This window comes from Bradyrhizobium ferriligni (assembly GCF_056837965.1).
Genome location: NZ_JBXEJO010000061.1, coordinates 25,450 through 42,198, shown reverse-complemented (window position 1 = coordinate 42,198; position 16,749 = coordinate 25,450). Strand labels below are relative to the sequence as shown.

The window sequence follows — 16,749 nt, the reverse complement described above, 5'->3', positions numbered from 1 at the left end:
AATTAAGTTGCGGGCGCCGATGCGTGCGGCGTGAAGCGGGCCGCAATCAGCGACAGTATGTCGCCGATGTAAGCCGCGCACTGCACACGCTCTCCGTCATCCTGAGGAGCGCGAAGCGCGTCTCGAAGGATCGACGGCCCAGCTGGTGGCCGTGCATCCTTCGAGGCTCGCCCAGCGGCGCAATTGCGCCGCAAGGCTCGCACCTCAGGACGACGGGGAAACATTCGCATTCGCCTCACTCCGCCGCCTGCGGCGAGGGCAGGCGCATGTTGGCGACGCCATCGGCCTCGGTCGCCGAGATCGTGGTGCGAATCATCAGGCGGCCTTCATGCGCCGGCCAGGGGCGGCCGCGATGCATGGTGGCGCGGTTGTCCCACATCACGACGTCGCCCTGCTTCCACTGGTGCAGATAGCTGACGCCGGGCGCGGTCGCGGCTTCGGTCAATTGCTCGATCAGCGCCTTGCCGGCGTCGGCATCCATGCCCTCGACGCCATAAGCGTGGGAAGCCAGATACAGCGCACCGCGGCCATTGACGGGATTGCGCCAGACCATGCGCCAGCACACCGGCGGCAGCGCGTCGACTTCATCCGACGTCGCAAGGCCGGTGGCCACCTTGCTGCGCGAATGTGCGTAGGAGTGCCAGGCGAACGAGTTCTCCAGCCGCTTCGCCGTGTCCTTGTCGAGCCGCTCGAAGGCAAGCCGCATCGAGACGAATTCGGTCTCGCCGCCATGCTCGGGAATGATGCGAGCGGACAGGATCGAGGTCAGCGCCGGCACGCGCTTGAAGGAAGAGTCGGTGTGCCAGAGCTGGTTGGCCCTGGCACGCAGCTGCTGCCGGTGATCGGATGGAACCACCTTGCCGTCGGGCCCGAAGGTCGAGAGAATCACAAAATGCGATCCGGTGCCCATCGAGCCGACCTTGGTCACCTCGGGCGGGCCGAAGCGGCGCGAGAAGGCGAGCTGGATGTCGTCGCTGACCTCCTGGTCGCGGAACACCAGCACCGAATGTTCCTCGAACGCCGCGCGCACCGCCGCATAGGCGGCATCGCTGGCGGCAACGTCCGACAGCGTGACGCCGCGCAGCTCGGCACCGAATCCCGGACGCAGTGGGATCACTTCCATCGCAAGTCCTCCCTTTTCTTTGTTGTTGAGGCGAGGTTAGGGGAAAAGCCCGCGATCGGCAACGCGGCCCGCGGCGCCTCAGCCCATTGCGATCAGATTGTGCCGCGTGCGCCGGTCCGCGACCTCGATGCGATGAGTGACGAAGGCGAACAGCGCCCAGCTGGAATGGAAGGCGACACCGGCCAGAATCACGATGGTTCCAGGAATCGGACCGATCGAAGCGCGGTCCAGGATCGCGCTCATCGTGGTCAGCGGCAGCGGGTGGATCGCCAGCTTGCCGTAATAGGCGATGGCCTGGATCGCGAAGATCCAGCCATAAGTCCGTCGCAGGCGCCGGCCGATCGCTCTGACATAGCTGATGTGATAGCTGGGGCGGCGGTAGTCGTTGGCGAGCAGGTCGGTCCAGGCCGCATTCGGCGAGAGCCCCTCGCCGCGGATCATCGGTGCGTAGAAATCGGTTTCGAGCAACCGCGCCCGGGCGCGCCAGACGTTGAAATAGCGATAGCGCCGCGCCTCGAATAGCAGGAATACGGTCACCAGCAGTCCGACCAGGACCATCGGCAAGGGCGAGGCTTCCGCACTGCTGTAGGTCGCCGACAGCGCGATCCCGGTCGTGACCACCGCCCAGTTGGTCGAACTGTCGAGACGGGTGCGCCAGACCGTGCTGCGATAGACCTCGCCACGATAGAGATGGGCGAGTGCACCGATCTCGGCGGCAGTGAATTCGAGCCTTCCGGCCTGCACCGGCTCCGGCTCGCGCGGCTGGGGCGATGGCATGGCGGCCTCCGGCGAAGCTGGCTTGCGATCCCGGAGCATAGCGCGAAATCCGCGCGACCGGCGAGTCTGTTGCGTCCGCCGGCTTGGGTTGGCAGCATCAGTCCGGATGCCGCTCACACGATCCGCGAGGTCTTGTTGCCCCAATAGCGGTCACGCAGCAGGCGCTTGTAGAGTTTGCCGGTCGGCAGCCGCGGCAGCTCGGCCTCGAAATCCACCGAGCGCGGCACCTTCTGGCGCGACAGCACGCTGGCGCAGAACGCGATCAGTTCCTCGGCGAGCTCCGGCCCCGGCGCGATGCCGTCGACCGGCTGCACCACCGCCTTCACCTCCTCGCCGAGATCGACATTGGGCACGCCGAACACCGCGGCGTCGGCGACCTTGGGGTGGGTGATCAGGAGGTTCTCGCATTCCTGCGGATAAATGTTCACGCCGCCGGAGATGATCATGAAGGTGGCGCGGTCGGTGAGATAAAGGAAGTTGTCGTCGTCGACATAGCCGACGTCGCCGACCGTGCTCATGCTGCCGTCGGCCGAGCGCGCCTCGCTGGTCTTGGCGGGGTCGTTGAAATATTCGAATGGCGTGGCGGTCTTGAACCACACGGTGCCCGGCGTTCCCTTGGGGCAGGGCTCCATGTTCTCGTCGAGGATATGCAGATCGCCGAGCAGGACCCTGCCGACGGTGCCGCGATGCGCGAGCCACTCCTGGCTGTTGCAGGCTGTGAAGCCGAGGCCCTCGGTCGCGCCGTAATATTCGTGGATGATCGGTCCCCACCATTTGATCATGTCGTCCTTGACCAGCGCCGGGCAGGGCGCGGCGGCATGGATCGCGATCTCGAGGGTCGACAGATCGTAGCGGGCGCGAACCTCCTCGGGCAGCTTCAGCAGGCGTGAGAACATGGTCGGCACCAGCTGGCTGTGGGTGATGCCCCATCTTTGCACCAGCTCGAGATAGCGCTCGGGATCAAAACTCTCCATGATGACGACCGTGCCGCCCATCCGGATGGTGAGATTGACCGCGGCTTGCGGCGCCGAGTGGTAGAGCGGCGCCGGCGAGAGGTAGACCATGCCTTCGCGGTAGTGCCAGAGCTTGGTCAGGAAATCGAACAGCGGCAGGTTCTGCGACGGCGGCTGCTCCGGCAGCGGCCGCACGATGCCCTTGGGCCGGCCGGTCGTGCCGGAGGAATACAGCATCGCGGTGCCGGCATATTCGTCCGCGATCGGCGTTGGCGGCAGGCCCGCGGTGGCCTGTTGCAGCCCGACAACGCGATCGCTCTCGCTTTCGCCGTCGACCACGATGCAGAGCTGGACCTGCGGACACTCCTTCAGCGCCTCGCGCGCGATGTCGAGCTTCAGCTTCGAGGTGATCAGGATACGCGACTGGCTGTTGGTCAGGATGTAGGCCAGCTCGCCCGCGGTGAGGTAGGAGTTGACGCAGGTGAAGTAGAGCCCGGCGCGCTCGCCGGCGCCGCAGGCCTCGAGGTAGCGGTTGTTGTTCTCCATGAAGATCGAATAATGGTCGAGCCGCCGCAGCCCCTGCTTGCGGAACAGATGCGCGAGCCGGTTGGAGCGCGCCTCGAGCTCACGATAGGTGACGGTCTCGCCGGTCCCGGCCATGATGAAGGCGGGTTGCAGCGGGCGCAGGTAAGCATGCTTGCCGGTGTACATCGAACTCCAGATCCCCCTTGATCGTGCTTGTTCTCGTTTGACGCGTTTTCTTCGCGCGAACCGGTGCCCACTTCGCTCGAAAACGCTCTATGCAGCCATCTCCAGAATCTCGCGAACTTGGGATGGATCGTCGATCTTGCGCGGATTGCGCGGCACCCAGGGCGTTCGCATCGCTTGCGTTGCGATGCGGTCGAAATGCTCGGGGCCGACGCGTACCTCGTGCAGGCTGCGCGGCATGCCGAGGTCGCGGATGAAGCGGTCGAGCACATCGCCGGCGTCCGCGCCCGCACGCCCCATTGCGGCCGCGACCAGCGCCTGACGGTCGGCATTGTCGCGCTTGTTCCAGCGCATCACCGCGGGCAGCATCACGCACGAGGTGTAGCCGTGCGGCACGTCGAATTCGGCGCCGAGCACGTAGCCAATGCCGTGGCTCGCACCCATCGGCACGCCCGATGCGAGCGGGCCGGTGGAGAGCCAGGTGCCGATCTGGCAATCCATCCGCGCCGAAATATCCTTCGGGTCGGCTTTCACCCGCGGCAGGCCGGCCGCCAGCATCTCGAGCCCCTTCAGCGCCTGCGCGTCGCCATAGGGATGCGCCTCGCGCGAGCAGATGCCTTCGACGCAATGATCGACGGCGCGGATGCCGGTCGACAGGAACAGCCATTCCGGCGTGTGCACCGACAGTTCCGGATCGAGGATGGTGGCGCGCGGCATCACCAGCGGATGGCGCAGCATCTCCTTCTGCCGCTTGGCCTCGTTGGTGACGCCGGCGATCGACGAGAACTCGCCGCCGGCGATGGTGGTCGGCACGCTGATCTGGCGCACGGTCGGCGGATTCATCGCGGGCGAGACGCCGCCATGGGTGCGGATCGTCTCGATGCCGTCGGACGTCGTGACGTTGTTGGCGAGGCAAAGCTGCACCGCCTTGGCCCCGTCGGTGATCGAGCCGCCGCCGATCGTGACGATCAAATCCGCTTTCGCACAGCGCGCCTGCTCCGCTGCCGCGATGACCGCGGCGCGCGGCGTATGCGCCGGCATCTTGTCGAAGATGCCGACGCAGCGGGGCCCAAGCGCCGCGCGGACCTTCTCGATCTCGTCGGTCTCGCGGTTCAGCGTGCCCGACACCATCAGAAAGGCGCGCTCGGCGCCCAGCCGGTCCAACTGCTCGACGATGGCCTCACGCGCGGGCCGCCCGAACACGACCTCGTCCATGGCGCCGAATACGACACGGCCTCGATGCACGCGCCTGTCCTCCCTCAACACGGTCCGCCGCCTTGCTGGCGGCCCTTTGCCGGGAGGTTAGCGGAGGAAGGCGGGGCCGTCATCAGGGTCCTGCCGGTGGCTTGATACGGTCGCGCCGCCCATTCCGCTGTCGCTAACCACAGGGTTGCGTTGTTGAAGTGAGCTGTGGCCCGAGCGCTGGCTAAACAATTGGCATCGGTGGTTATGGGTCGCGGGTCGCGCGGAGCCTGTCATCGGGCGGCGCTTCGCGCCGACCCGTTGGCTTGCCCGGGACGACATCGAATATGTGGCGCTCGCGTGAGTCATACATCCGCATCCTCGCGGCGCGCTGCATCCGAGTCTTGCGTTTACTTGCCTCCCCCTGGAAGCAGAGGACGCCCCGGAATGACGGTGAAAGCTTCAGGTCGAAATCGGACGACCGGCAGAAATCTTGACGGCAACATCGCGGCGTGTGTTACACCTCGAAAGCAACAGGGACCTGCGTATGACATCCACCGTCGATCTCGCCAAACTGAACATTGACGACTTCACGCCGCATCAGGATGCGGAGTTCGAGATGCAGGCGGCGGATCGCGCGGTGGCGCTGAGGCTCGCCAAGGTCGAGCCCGCGGGCAACAGCGGCCGGCCGGGCGGTGCGTTCTCGCTGTTGTTCACGGGCCCGAAGGGCGCGTGGTTGCCGCAGGCGATCTATCCGGTGCGGCATCCCGCGCTGGGCGTAATGGACATCTTTTTGGTGCCCGTCGGTCCGCTCGCGGATGGCAATGGCTATCAGGCGGTCTTCACCTGACGGTCGGAAGCTCCCGCCGCCCGCCAGCGCATCAGATCGTAGACACCTTTGTCTTCCTCGGTGAGGAAACCTAGCCGGCGATAGAGCCGCATCGCGGGATTGAATTTCTCCACGTGGATCGAGACGGCCTTGCCGGCGCGGGCAGCCTCGTCGAGCACGTCGCGCATCAGCGCGCCGCCGAGACCCGATCCGCGATGTTGGGGCAGGAAGGCGATATCGATGACGCAATGCTCGCCCGGCCAGCGGTCGACATAGAGACGGCCGACGTCCTCGCCGCCGCGCATCGTCACCAGCCAGTCAGCCGTCGGATAGTACTGCTGGTAGTGCCTATGCTGGGCCTGGAACTGCATCGCCAGGAAAGCAGCCTTCTGTTCGGCGCTCCACGGCGTCACAGCCAGTTCGTCGGTTCGGGTCGAGGCATAGAGCCGCGCAAGGAAGGCCAAATCGCTGTCGGCAATACGGCGAAACGTCAGGCCGGCATCCGCGGCGCGTGTCCACCCGGACGCCGCGGGAACAATATCCGTGCGCAAACCATCCGTCATGGCCGCGTCGGGAAAATGCCCTGCAATGCGATACAGAAACTCAGGGTGAGATAGGGCATCATATTATTGTGGGGCTGGCCGCCGCCGATCGGCATAATCGAACTGATGGCCGAAAACGGCGAAATGTTGGTCAACGTCGCGGTGTAGGCCTGACCCGGGTTTGCGCGTGCTAGCGACCGCACCGGGCTGGGCGTGGCGAGGTTCGACGGATTGATATTGCCCAGGACCCCGTGGTTGTGCAGGGGCATTTCAGATTGCAGCAGCGTCACTGTCGTTGAGCCGGCGGCCTGTCCGAGATCGTACACGGTGCCAAAGGAGCTTTGTCCCGGCTGCATCGGCGCGTTGCCCTGCATGTTGGGCAACGCAAAGGTGCTCTTGCCGTCACCGCCATAGGTGGTGCCGAGCAGGGAGAACAGCGCGGTGTTCTGCGAGATCGGCATGAGCTGGCCGTTGCAGAGGGCCCACCCGACGGGAGCGAAGTTGAACGGAAAAATACGGATCTCGGCCAGGAATTGGTCAGACATGGTCCCGTCCTAGGTTTGGCTCGGGTAAACGCCGAACATTGAAATGATGAAGCTGACGCAGAGGTAAGGTTGCATGTTGTCGTGCGGCTGGTTGCCGCCGACGGATGTGCAGGCCTGGTTCGCCATCGCCGAACCTGCCGGTACCTCGCGGTAAATCTGCGTAGCACCCACGGCGCCGACGACGTTGCCCGTCACCGTGCTGCCGGTCGAGTTGTTCAGGGATGCCGCCATCGGGTGGGAGTGGATGGGCAGTTGCTGGGTCGTCAGCGTCACTTGCTCGACGCCGGCGCTCTGCCCCATGACGAAGCTGCTGCCCTGGTGCATGGGCAGGCGGCCCTGCAGGTTCGGCAGAGCGAACGTCGACTGGCCGTCGCCGCCATACGTGGTCCCGATCAGGTTAAACAAAACGTCGTACTGGGAGATCGCCAGGATTTGTCCCTGGCAGAACATCCAGCCGTTTGGCGCAAAATTGCCGCCGAACATGCGTATCTCGCCAACATATGGCTCGCCCATGGCGCGCGTCCTTCAATTCCGGGAGGGGAAGATGCCCTGCAAAGCGATGCAGAAGTTGATCGTGAGATAGGGTTGCATGTTCTCGTGAGGCTGCGAACCTCCGGCATTGGCGACGGTGCTTGGGTCCAGCGTCGTCAGATTGTTCGGGGCCGTATAGAGATTGGCTGACGTCGCCATCAGATTGCCGGTGAGCACGGCGTTGTCGGCGTTGTTGGTCGTGCCCTGAAACGTGTGCGGATGCTGCGGCATCTCGGAGATTGTCAGCGTGTGGGACGTTTCACCGGCGGTCTGCCCCAGGGCGAAGCCCGCGCCCGTATGCAGCGGCACCTTTCCCTGCAGATTTGGCAGCATGAAAGTCGTCGTGCCATTTCCACCATAAGTCGTACCAAGCAGCGAGAACAAGGCCTGGTTCTGATTGATCGGTAGCACCTGACCGTTGCAGAGCGCCCAGCCCTTGGGCGGGAAGCTGAACGACATCATCCTGATTTCCGAGAGATATGGTTGAGACATCGATCCTCCGCCCAGATGATCCGTCTTGTCAGTGACTCAGTTAATGAAAATGCCAGGCAAATGCTGTCACGCGATAACGAAATGCACGATAGCGTGTTTTGTGCCAAGTGCAACCTCAACGATTATGTGGCTTTCGTGATTTTTTCGGAGGTGTGACGCAACAAATGTCGTTGTGATGACGACGTGGAGCTTCGCCACCAGGGGCGACACGAACGCGATCTCACTAAATCAACAACGCCTGCCGGATCGCTTCGGCAGGCGTTGGTGGGGCCGTCGCAACGTTCGATCAAACAACCAGATCGTGATGGGTTTGGAGATGATCGGTCGGCGTGCCGCCCATGGCGGCGAACACCGTCTCGTGGCCAACCCACCATGGCGTGGCGGCATTGGAATGCCCGCTGAACAGATCGGGCAAGGTCTGGTTGGTCAGGTCCACATGGCTTGTGTTGGTCTGCGATTGCGTCTGGGTCAATGACGAGAAGTCGAAGCTGTCGCGGTTGGTCAGGTTGACCGTCGACGTATTGGTCGTCTGCGAGGCTACGGTGCCTTGCGTCGGCATGGCCTTCTGCAATGCCAGGTTGGATTGAGCGACATCCGTAGTCGTTGGCAACCGGCGCTCGCCGTCGGCGAGGCCAATATACATCAGACTGTTGGCATCGGACGGCGAGACAGTGTCGGGAAGGCCGAGCACGTGGCCCAATTCATGCACGACGGTGGTCAGCAGATCGAGATGGCCTGCCGCGGCCGTCGACGGGTCGGTCAAGAGATCGGTGCCGGCGGCATTGATGGCGTGCGCGAACTCGAAATTGTCCGATGGCGTCGGGTCGATGAACCAGCCATGCCCGGCCGCATCGGTATCGATCGTGATATGCCCGGCACCTTCCTGACCGACAATCTGGCCGGCGAGATCGGCGACGCTGAAAGTCGTCGCATGCAGGAGAGCGAGCTGCGTCGCGCTGGCGCCCGCACTCGCCCATTGCGCAATCGCCGCCGACACTACCGAGTTGAGCTCAGCCTGCGTCAGGTGCATCTCGCCTGTGCCCGGAGTCGACGCCTGAACGCCGCCCGCTTCGGCGAGCAGCGGCGCGACCACCGCGGGAAGCGTCGGCAGCGTGTTGACCAGCGTCGTCGTGCCGACGCCGCCCGTGGTGTCGACGGTGATGGCGCCCGTGCCGCTGGTGTTGTCGTCGGTGATCACGCCCGCAGCGGTGCCCGATGCCGAACCGTTCCGCGAGAGGTTCAGATGGGTGTTGGCGTTGAAGTTGCTGAGCTCGACGTCGGTGGCATAGCTGGCGTTGTGGTTCAGCGTGTTCTTGCTGCCCGTGCCGCCTGCGCCCATGCCGATGACGACATTCGTCGTGCTGGTGTCGGTCGCCGTCGCGCCGTTGTCGACAAGCATTGCGGCAAACGGATTGGCGGAGGTCGGAGACGACACCGAGTTGCCGTACAGCGTGGCGTTCAAGGTCGAACTGCCGTCGTTGTTCTGGAGATGGATGCCGTTGTTGCCGACCCCGGTGATGGTGTTGTTCTGGATCAGCGTCGTCAGGCTGCCGGCGCCGGCGTCGCGGACGAAGATGCCATCGGAGTTGGATCCCACCTTCGCCGGGCCGATGTTGTTGCTGGCGATGGTGCCGGACATGGTGCCGTTGTCCTGGCCCTTCGCCACGAAGATGCCGACCGTGTCGAAGGCGTTGGCGCCGCCGTCGGTCAGGGTGTTGTGCGAGATATCGAACGTGGTGGTCGCGGCAGAGACGAGACCGCCGGATCCGCTCCTGATGTCGACCGCGGTGCCGCCGCCGGGAATGATGGCCTGTCCGTTGTGGAACGTGTTGCCCCGAACAACGGCGTCCATCGACGCATTGTTGTTGGCGGTCATCGCGATGAAGTCGGCGCGTGTGCCGGCGAACGTGCTGTTCGTCAGCGTGTAGTTGGCGGTCGCGGAATTGTAAACCTGCGCGCGGACATTGTCGTTACCGCCGATGGCATTGATCAGGCCGAACGTGTCGTTGTCCATCGTCAAGCGGTTCAGCGTGCCGCTGGTGTTGTAGAGATCGATGTTCTGATTGTATCCGCCGGAGATGCCGGATCCGGTGATCGAGGCGGTGCCGAGCAGATTGTCGAACCGGATGCTGCTTTCCTCGCGGTCACCGGCATTGGTGGTGCCGTTGACGCCGCTGATGGTGCCGTCCGCGAACGTGAATCCGGTGACGTTGTTGCCGTAGATCGCGAAGTTGCTGAAGTCATGCAGCGTCATGTCGCTCAGCGACACGTTCGAGGTGTTGTGCAGGTAGATGCCGGTTCCGCCGGTGCCTGACGTCGTCTGCCCACCGGCGTCGGTGCCGCTCAGGATGTCAGCCCCGGTCTTGTTGTTGATGGTGCCGCCGGAGCCGGCGGCTCCCGTGCCGGTGACCGTGAGCCCGCCGGCCGCTCCCGTCGTGTCGAGGATGATGCCGGCGTTGCCCGACGAGCCGGTCGACGAAATGCTCTTGAAGGTGAGATTGCCCGCGCCGATATTGGTGTGCTCGACATCGAGGGCAGTGCCGGTCGTCGACGTGATGGTGTTGTTGCTGCCGGTGACGACGATCGTGCCGCCATGGGTGAAGCTCATGCCGGTGCCGCTGGCGGTCTTGACCGTGATGTCGGACATCGTGACGGTGCCGACATTGTTGTTGTCGTCGCTGATGCCCATGCCGGTCGAGGCCGAGGTATCGATGCTGACGCCGCTGATGCTGTGGCCCGACGTGCCGAGCAGGTCGATGCCGTTGTCGGCGCCGGTCACCTTGATCACCGGATCGGTGCCGGTCGCGGTGTTCGCGGTTACCAAGGCGCCGGTCACCGGATTGTTGAAGGTCAGGCTGTGGCTGCCGCCGACCAGGTTGACGCCGTTGGCGAGGTTGATGCCGTTGGCCTCGGTATAGGTGCCGGACCTCAGTACGACATAGTCGCCCGAGCCGGCCGGATTCGCCGCGTTGTAGGCGGCGATCGAGGTGTATGGATCGGCCGCAGTGCCGAGATTGGCGCTGTTGGCCAGCGCCGTGGGTGAGTTGTCGATGTAGAACACCTGCGGGACGACGCCGACATGGAAGGTCTGGGCGCCCGACGTGAGCGGCCCGCCGGTGCCGGTGTTGCCGTTGTCGTTGATGTTCAGCGTGACGGTATCCGAGCCGGTGAAGCCGTCGTCGCTGTTGTAGGTTAGCGTCGCGAGCGCGGTGTTGACCTGCGCGACGGTGCCGGTCAGCGTCACCGTGTGGCTGCTGTTGTTGGTGAAGCTGGCGAGCCCGGCGGTATTGAAGGTCAGGTTCGCATGGCTTGAGGCAATCGTCGCCGTGACGTTGCCGCTCGCGGCATCGATGTCGGCGACCGAAAGCCCTGAAATCGCGAAATTGGTGTGTGAGAACGCTGTTCCGATCGAATTGTCCGCCGGCACCGACGCGGTGGGTCCGTCGTCCACGGCGGTGACGCTTCCTGTCGTCGATCCCGTCCCGGTGTTGCTGCCGCCATTCGCGGTACCGCCGTCATCGTGCACGGTCAGGCTGTAGGAACGCGCGGTGGTGTCGGGGTTTTCGCTGGTGTTGTTGAACTGGATCAGGTCCAGCGCCGCATTGTAGTGCGCGAGCGTGTCGGTACCGGTGAAACTGATCGTCTCGGTGCCCGCGGTGCTGGTGATCTCGAAGTGGATGCCGCCAATATCGCCGCTGTTGCCGGCGTGGCCGGCGATCGACAGCGCATCCGACGGCTTCAGATTGTTCAGCACGAAGGTCGCATCGGTCAGGTTGTTGCCTTCGGCGTCCGTGATCGTCAGGTTCGGCGTGATCGTGACCGGCGTCGAGTTCGCTGCCGGCGTGCCGTTCGGCGGCTCGGAGAAGCCGGTGATGGCACCGAAGCTCACGACCGGCGCATCGTTGACCGGGGTGACATGGATGGTCGAGGTCGAGGTGTTGCTGCTGTCGGTGCCGTCGGTGACCGTAAAGCTGACGGTGCGATCCGCCCCGGACGGGTTGTCGCTCGAGTTGAAATAGGTGATGGAATCGAGCGCGGCCTTGTAGTTGGCGACGCTGGAGGAGCCGGTCAGCGTCAGCACGCCGGTCGCGGAATTGTACGAGCCGGTGATGCCGTTCTGGTTGACGAAGCCCAGCACGTCCTGGCCGGCGGCGAAGCCGCCGGTGATCTGCACCGTCGCGCCGGTCAGGTTGGCGCTGTCGACGTCGGTCACGTTGACCGAAGCATCGATCACGGTCGCGGCCTGGTTTTCGGTGTAGTTCAGCGTGCCGCCGGCGGTCGTGACCGGCGGATCGTTGACCGGCGTGACGTTGATGGTGCCGGTGACCGGCGTGGAGGTCGCCGTGCCGTCGTTTGCGATGATCGTGACGGTGCGCGCCAGGCCCGACGGGTTGTCGCTGGTGTTCTGATAAGTCACCGAGGCGAGCGCCGCCTGATAATCGGCGACGCTGGCGGTGCCTGTCAGCGTCAGCATGCCGGTTCCCGCATTGAACGAGCCGGTGATGCCGTTCTGGGACGTAAAGGCGAGGACGTCCTGAACGTTCGCGTAGTTACCGGTGATCTGCACCGTCGCGCCGGCCAGCGTAGTGTTGTCGACGTCGGACACGATGATCGCCGGGTCGAACGCGGTCGCGGCCTGGTTCTCGGTGTAGTTCAGCGTATGACCAGCGGTGACGACGGGCGGGTCGTTGACCGGGGTGACGTTGATGGTGTCGGTGACGGGTGAGCTGTCGAGCGTGCCGTCATTGGTCGTGATGGTGACGGTGCGCGCCAGCCCGGACGGATTGTCGCTGGTGTTGATATAAGTCACCGACGCCAGCGCGGTTTGGTAGTTCGCGACGCTGGACGAGCCGGTCAGCGTCAGCGTTCCGGTTGCGGCATCGAACGAGCCGGTGATGCCGTTCTGGTTGGTGAAGCCGAGGACATCCTGGCCGCCGACATAGTTGCCGGTGATCTGCACTGTCGCGGAAACCAGATTGGCGTCGTCGCCGTCGGTGACGGTGATCGCCGAATCGATCACGCTCGCGGCCTGGTTCTCGGTGTAGTTCAGCGTGTGGCCGGCGGTGACGACCGGCGCCTGGTCGACCACGACGGCGATGGTGAAGGTCTGCTGGCTGTGCAGCGTGCCGTCGCTCGCATCGACCGTGACGTCATAGGACGGGTCGGCAATGTTGATCTTGCTGGGATCGGCGACCGTGATCTTGCCGGTGGTCGCATCGATGGTGAAGCCGCCGCCGGAGGTGTCGCCGACCAGCGAATAGGTCACGGCGGGGCCGTTGACGTCGGTCGAGGATGCCGTGACGCCGGTTCCCGCGCCGACCGGTGCGTTGACCGCAACGCGGTTGGCGCCGGCGTCGGCATCGACCGGGGTCGACGGCGCGACGTCGGTGACGGCGATGGTGAAGGTCTGCGAACTCGTGAGCAAACCGTCGCTGGCCTGCGCGGTGACGGTGTAGGCGTGCCCGGCCGGGCCTTCGTAGTCGATCTTGGAGCTATCCGCGACGGTGATGACGCCCGTCGTCGCGTTGATGGTGAAGCCGCCGCCGGAGGTGTCGCCGATCAGCGACCAGGTCACGGCGGGGCCGTTGACGTCGGTTGCCGCCGCGGTGATGCCGACGGTCGAGCCGTTGGCGGCGCCTTCGGCGATCGTGTTGGTGCCGGCGTCGGCATCGACCGGGGTCGACGGTGCGGCGTCGTTGACGGCGATGGTGAAGCTCTGCGAGCTCGCCAGCGTGCCGTCGCTGGCCTGCGCGGTCACGGTGTAGGAATGGGTCGGGCCGCTACTCTCGTAATCGATCTTGGTCGGGTCGGCGACGGTGATGACGCCGGTGGTCGGGTCGATGGTGAAGCCGCCGCCGGAGGTGTCGCCGATCAGCGACCAGGTCACGGCCGGGCCGTTGACGTCGGTGGCGTGCGCGGTGATGCCGACCGCAGTGCCGGCGGCCGCGCCTTCGACAACGCTGTTGGCGGCGGCATCGCCGTCGACCGGGGTCGATGGCGCAACATCCGCGATGTTGATGGTGAAGGTCTGCGAACTCGCCAGCGTGCCGTCGCTGGCTTGCGCCGTGACGGTGTAGCTGCCGCCCGAGCTTTCGAAATCGAGTTTGCTCGAATCGGCGACCGTAACGACGCCGGTTGCGGCATTGATGGTGAAGCCGCCGTTGGAGCTGTCGCCGATCAGCGAATAGGTCACGGCCGGACCGTTGATGTCGGTCGCCGACGCGGTGATGCCGACGGTCGAGCCGTTGGCTGCGCCTTCAAGGACGGTGTTGGCGCCGGCGTCGGAGTCGACCGGGGTCGATGGCGCGACGTCAGTGACGGCGATCGTAAAGGTTTGCGAGCTCGCCGTCGTGCCGTCGCTGGCCTGCGCGGTGACGGTGTAGGAATGGGTCGGACCGCTGCTCTCGTAATCGAGCTTGGTGCTATCCGCGACCGTGATGACGCCGGTTGTCGCGTCGATGGTGAAGCCGCCGCCGGAAGTGTCGCCGATCAGCGCATAGGTCACCGGCGGGCCATTGACGTCGATCGACGACGCCGTGACGCCGACGGTCGAGCCGTTGGCCGCGCCTTCGGCGATCGCATTGGCGCCGGCGTCGCTGTCGACCGGGGTCGACGGCGGGGCTTCGGTGACGGCGATGGTGAAGGTCTGCGAGGTCGCAAGGGTGCCGTCGCTGGCCTGCGCGGTGACGGTATAGGCGTGGCCAGGCGCGCTTTCGTAATCGAGCTTGCTCGGGTCGGCGACGGTGATGACGCCCGTTGTCGCGTTGATGGTGAAGCCGCCGCCGGAGGTGTCGCCGGTCAGCGAATAGGTCACCGCCGGGCCGTTGATGTCGGTCGAGGATGCGGTGACGCCGACCGTGGTGCCGGCGGCCGCGCCTTCGACGACCGTATTGGCGGCAGCATTGTTGTCGACCGGGGTCGACGGCGCAACGTCGGTGACGTTGACGGTGAAGGTCTGCGTGCTGGTCTGCGTGCCGTCGCTGGCCTGTGCGGTGATGGTGTAGGCGTGGCCGGGCGCGGTTTCGAAATCGATCTGGGTGGGATCGGCGACGGTGATGACGCCGGTCGCGGCGTTGATGGTGAGGCCGTGGGCATTGCCGACCAGCGAATAGGTCACGGTGCCGCCATTGATGTCGGTGGCGTGCGCAGTGATGCCGACGGTTGTGCCGATGGCGGCGCCTTCGACCACGGAGTTGGCCGCGGCGTCGACGTCGGCGGGCGCCGACGGCGGAGCGTCGGTCACGCCGATCGTGAAGGTCTGCGTCGTCGAGCTCGCGCCGCTCGTGGCCTGGACGGTAATGGTGTAGGCGTGGCCCGGCGCGCTCTCATAGTCGAGCTTGTTCGGATCGGCGACGGTGACGACACCCGTCGTGGCATTGATGGTGAAGCCGCCGCCGGAGGTGTCGCCGGTCAGCGAATAGGTGGTTGCGGGGCCGTTCGGATCAACCGCGGAGGCGGTGATGCCGACCAACGTGTTGACGGCGGCGCCTTCGACGACGCTGTTGGTGGCGGCATTGACGTCGACCGGGGTGCTGATCGCGACGTCGTTGACGTTGATCGTGAAGCTCTGCGAGCTGACGCCGCCATGGCCGTCGCTGGCCTGGACCGTGATGGTGTAGGCGTGGCCCGGCGCGGTCTCGAAGTCGATCTTGGTGGAATTGGCGACGGTGACGATGCCGGTGTTGGGATCGATCTTGAAGCCGCCATTGGAGGAATCCGATGTCAGCGAGTAGGTGACGCCGGGGCCGTTGACGTCGGCCGACGACGCGGTAATGCCGACCGAGGTGTTGACCGCGGCGCCCTCGTTGACGGCGTTGGCGGTGGCGTTGCCGTCGGTCGGTGTCGAGGGCGGCGCATTGCTGACCGCGATCGTGAAGCTCTGCGACGAGACGAAGATACCGTCGGTCGCCTGCACATTGACGACGTAGCTGCCGCCGGAGCTCTCGAAATCGACCTTGGAGGGATCGGCAATCGACACCACGCCGGTATTCGGATCGACCTTGAAGCCGCCATGCGAGGAATCGGATACCAGCGAATAGGTGACCGGAAGACCGATCAGGCTGGTGGATTGCGCGGTGATGCCGACCGATGTATTGGCTGCGGCGCCCTCAACGACCGTGTTGGCGCCGGAATTGGCGTCGGTCGGAGGCGACAGGAAGCCGGGTACCGGCGGATACGGCGTGCCGGGAGGGCAGCCCAGGTAAAGATATTGCAGACCATATGTATTGACGAACGCCTGCGCGGCCGGATCCAGAATGATATTGCCGCTCGGATCGAGATGAAGCTCGGGGCGCGTTAAACCGCCGATTGTATAGGCAGGTATGGTCGTCATGAGCACTCCTGCGATCGGCGTGAAAGCCGATCAATAACTACATTTGTTGGAGACGATGACGTGTGAAGCATTTCACACGTTGAGGTTGACCACACGCGACCCGAGATCGCACCGGTCCGCTCGCAATATGCGGACACCGCGACGGTTGCGGAGTCCCGACATCAGCAAGATCAAATGCGCTTGCCATTACGTAATCGCTTCCACTCACTCACGCCGCGAGAAAAGCCCAATGAATGTTCGAGAAAAGCGCGGCGGCCAAGAAAATTTACCGGTTGGCAACCACGACCGTATTGTCGATGTTTCCGAGTGTCAATGTGTGTCCACGTGACACCGCATCGTTAACCACGATTCGGTCATGCAGCGGGAGGTAGAGTATGTGAATTTGACCATTTTTAATCTTGTTCGACCCCCGGTGGTTTCTGCGCCGCGGACCGAATTGGCGTTGTGTGACGGATATGTGTCGGTGATTCGCCTTGTAATTGATTCCCGGCGAACCGTCTGTGATCTCTCCTCACCCGAAAGGCCAGTGAATCTGTCCCTTCCCGTCGTCACGGCTTCGCGATCACGTCGTAAGGCTTTCAGACTACGCAACTATTTGCTTGATCCGACGGCCATCTTGAACAGACTGGGGAGCGGCTACATCTGTGACGTCCGCTGCCGCGACATTGCGGTGGTCCATCCGCGTTGAATCACCGCAAGTTCAATTGCGACTTTCGTAGCCCTGCACTGATCCTG

General features: G+C 64.4%; 10 protein-coding genes. 1 reads left to right on the top strand and 9 read right to left on the bottom strand.

Translation table 11 applies throughout. From position 1 onward, the window contains the following. Positions 1-235: 235 nt before the first annotated feature. The 4 genes from AC1VNY_RS30545 to AC1VNY_RS30530 all read right to left on the bottom strand — a co-directional run bounded on the left by AC1VNY_RS30545 (position 236) and on the right by AC1VNY_RS30530 (position 4,806). Positions 236-1,123, bottom strand: a complete 888-nt coding sequence (locus tag AC1VNY_RS30545) for a TauD/TfdA dioxygenase family protein (protein ID WP_482407941.1) — start codon at positions 1,121-1,123, stop codon at positions 236-238. A gap of 78 nt (positions 1,124-1,201) precedes the next feature. Next, entirely contained in the window at positions 1,202-1,900 is a 699-nt protein-coding gene (locus AC1VNY_RS30540; protein ID WP_375764010.1) for a DUF2270 domain-containing protein, read from the bottom strand. A 113-nt stretch (positions 1,901-2,013) separates the two neighbouring features. Continuing rightward, positions 2,014-3,564 carry an AMP-binding protein gene (locus AC1VNY_RS30535; RefSeq protein ID WP_482407940.1) on the bottom strand — a complete coding sequence of 517 codons (1,551 nt, stop codon included), beginning with the start codon at positions 3,562-3,564 and terminating at the stop codon, positions 2,014-2,016. Between the two features lie 87 nt (positions 3,565-3,651). Further along, positions 3,652-4,806: an iron-containing alcohol dehydrogenase gene (locus AC1VNY_RS30530; RefSeq protein ID WP_482407939.1), complete on the bottom strand. Its 1,155-nt coding sequence runs from the start codon at positions 4,804-4,806 to the stop codon at positions 3,652-3,654. 484 nt (positions 4,807-5,290) lie between these two features. On the opposite strand from AC1VNY_RS30530, the gene AC1VNY_RS30525 reads away from it, so the two are divergent. Further along, on the top strand, positions 5,291-5,593 hold the full coding sequence (locus AC1VNY_RS30525) for a DUF6916 family protein (RefSeq protein WP_482407938.1): 303 nt from the start codon (positions 5,291-5,293) through the stop codon (positions 5,591-5,593). On the opposite strand, the gene AC1VNY_RS30520 is transcribed toward AC1VNY_RS30525, so the two are convergent. The 5 genes from AC1VNY_RS30520 to AC1VNY_RS30500 all read right to left on the bottom strand — a co-directional run bounded on the left by AC1VNY_RS30520 (position 5,575) and on the right by AC1VNY_RS30500 (position 16,014). Further along, a complete protein-coding gene (locus tag AC1VNY_RS30520) occupies positions 5,575-6,135 on the bottom strand; it encodes a GNAT family N-acetyltransferase (RefSeq protein ID WP_482407937.1) in 561 nt (186 codons plus the stop codon). The genes AC1VNY_RS30525 and AC1VNY_RS30520 overlap by 19 nt on opposite strands. Further along, on the bottom strand, positions 6,132-6,659 hold the full coding sequence (locus tag AC1VNY_RS30515) for a phage tail protein (RefSeq protein ID WP_482407936.1): 528 nt from the start codon (positions 6,657-6,659) through the stop codon (positions 6,132-6,134). The genes AC1VNY_RS30520 and AC1VNY_RS30515 overlap by 4 nt, the downstream gene beginning before the upstream one ends. Before the next feature lie 9 nt (positions 6,660-6,668). Further along, positions 6,669-7,172: a phage tail protein gene (locus AC1VNY_RS30510; RefSeq protein ID WP_482407935.1), complete on the bottom strand. Its 504-nt coding sequence runs from the start codon at positions 7,170-7,172 to the stop codon at positions 6,669-6,671. Positions 7,173-7,184: 12 nt separating this feature from the next. After that, on the bottom strand, positions 7,185-7,652 hold the full coding sequence (locus AC1VNY_RS30505) for a phage tail protein (protein WP_482407934.1): 468 nt from the start codon (positions 7,650-7,652) through the stop codon (positions 7,185-7,187). A gap of 316 nt (positions 7,653-7,968) precedes the next feature. After that, positions 7,969-16,014: a cadherin domain-containing protein gene (locus AC1VNY_RS30500; RefSeq protein WP_482407933.1), complete on the bottom strand. Its 8,046-nt coding sequence runs from the start codon at positions 16,012-16,014 to the stop codon at positions 7,969-7,971. Positions 16,015-16,749 lie beyond the last annotated feature (735 nt).

Bases quoted from the DNA above. Each gene is read 5' to 3' on its own strand.
- AC1VNY_RS30545 (WP_482407941.1), bottom strand. From the start codon at position 1,123: ATGGAAGTGATCCCACTGCGTCCGGGATTCGGTGCCGAGCTGCGCGGC.
- AC1VNY_RS30500 (WP_482407933.1), bottom strand. From the start codon at position 16,014: ATGACGACCATACCTGCCTATACAATCGGCGGTTTAACGCGCCCCGAG.
- AC1VNY_RS30505 (WP_482407934.1), bottom strand. From the start codon at position 7,652: ATGATGTCGTTCAGCTTCCCGCCCAAGGGCTGGGCGCTCTGCAACGGT.
- AC1VNY_RS30540 (WP_375764010.1), bottom strand. From the start codon at position 1,900: ATGCCATCGCCCCAGCCGCGCGAGCCGGAGCCGGTGCAGGCCGGAAGG.
- AC1VNY_RS30520 (WP_482407937.1), bottom strand. From the start codon at position 6,135: ATGACGGATGGTTTGCGCACGGATATTGTTCCCGCGGCGTCCGGGTGG.
- AC1VNY_RS30525 (WP_482407938.1), top strand. From the start codon at position 5,291: ATGACATCCACCGTCGATCTCGCCAAACTGAACATTGACGACTTCACG.
- AC1VNY_RS30515 (WP_482407936.1), bottom strand. From the start codon at position 6,659: ATGTCTGACCAATTCCTGGCCGAGATCCGTATTTTTCCGTTCAACTTC.
- AC1VNY_RS30535 (WP_482407940.1), bottom strand. From the start codon at position 3,564: ATGTACACCGGCAAGCATGCTTACCTGCGCCCGCTGCAACCCGCCTTC.
- AC1VNY_RS30510 (WP_482407935.1), bottom strand. From the start codon at position 7,172: ATGGGCGAGCCATATGTTGGCGAGATACGCATGTTCGGCGGCAATTTT.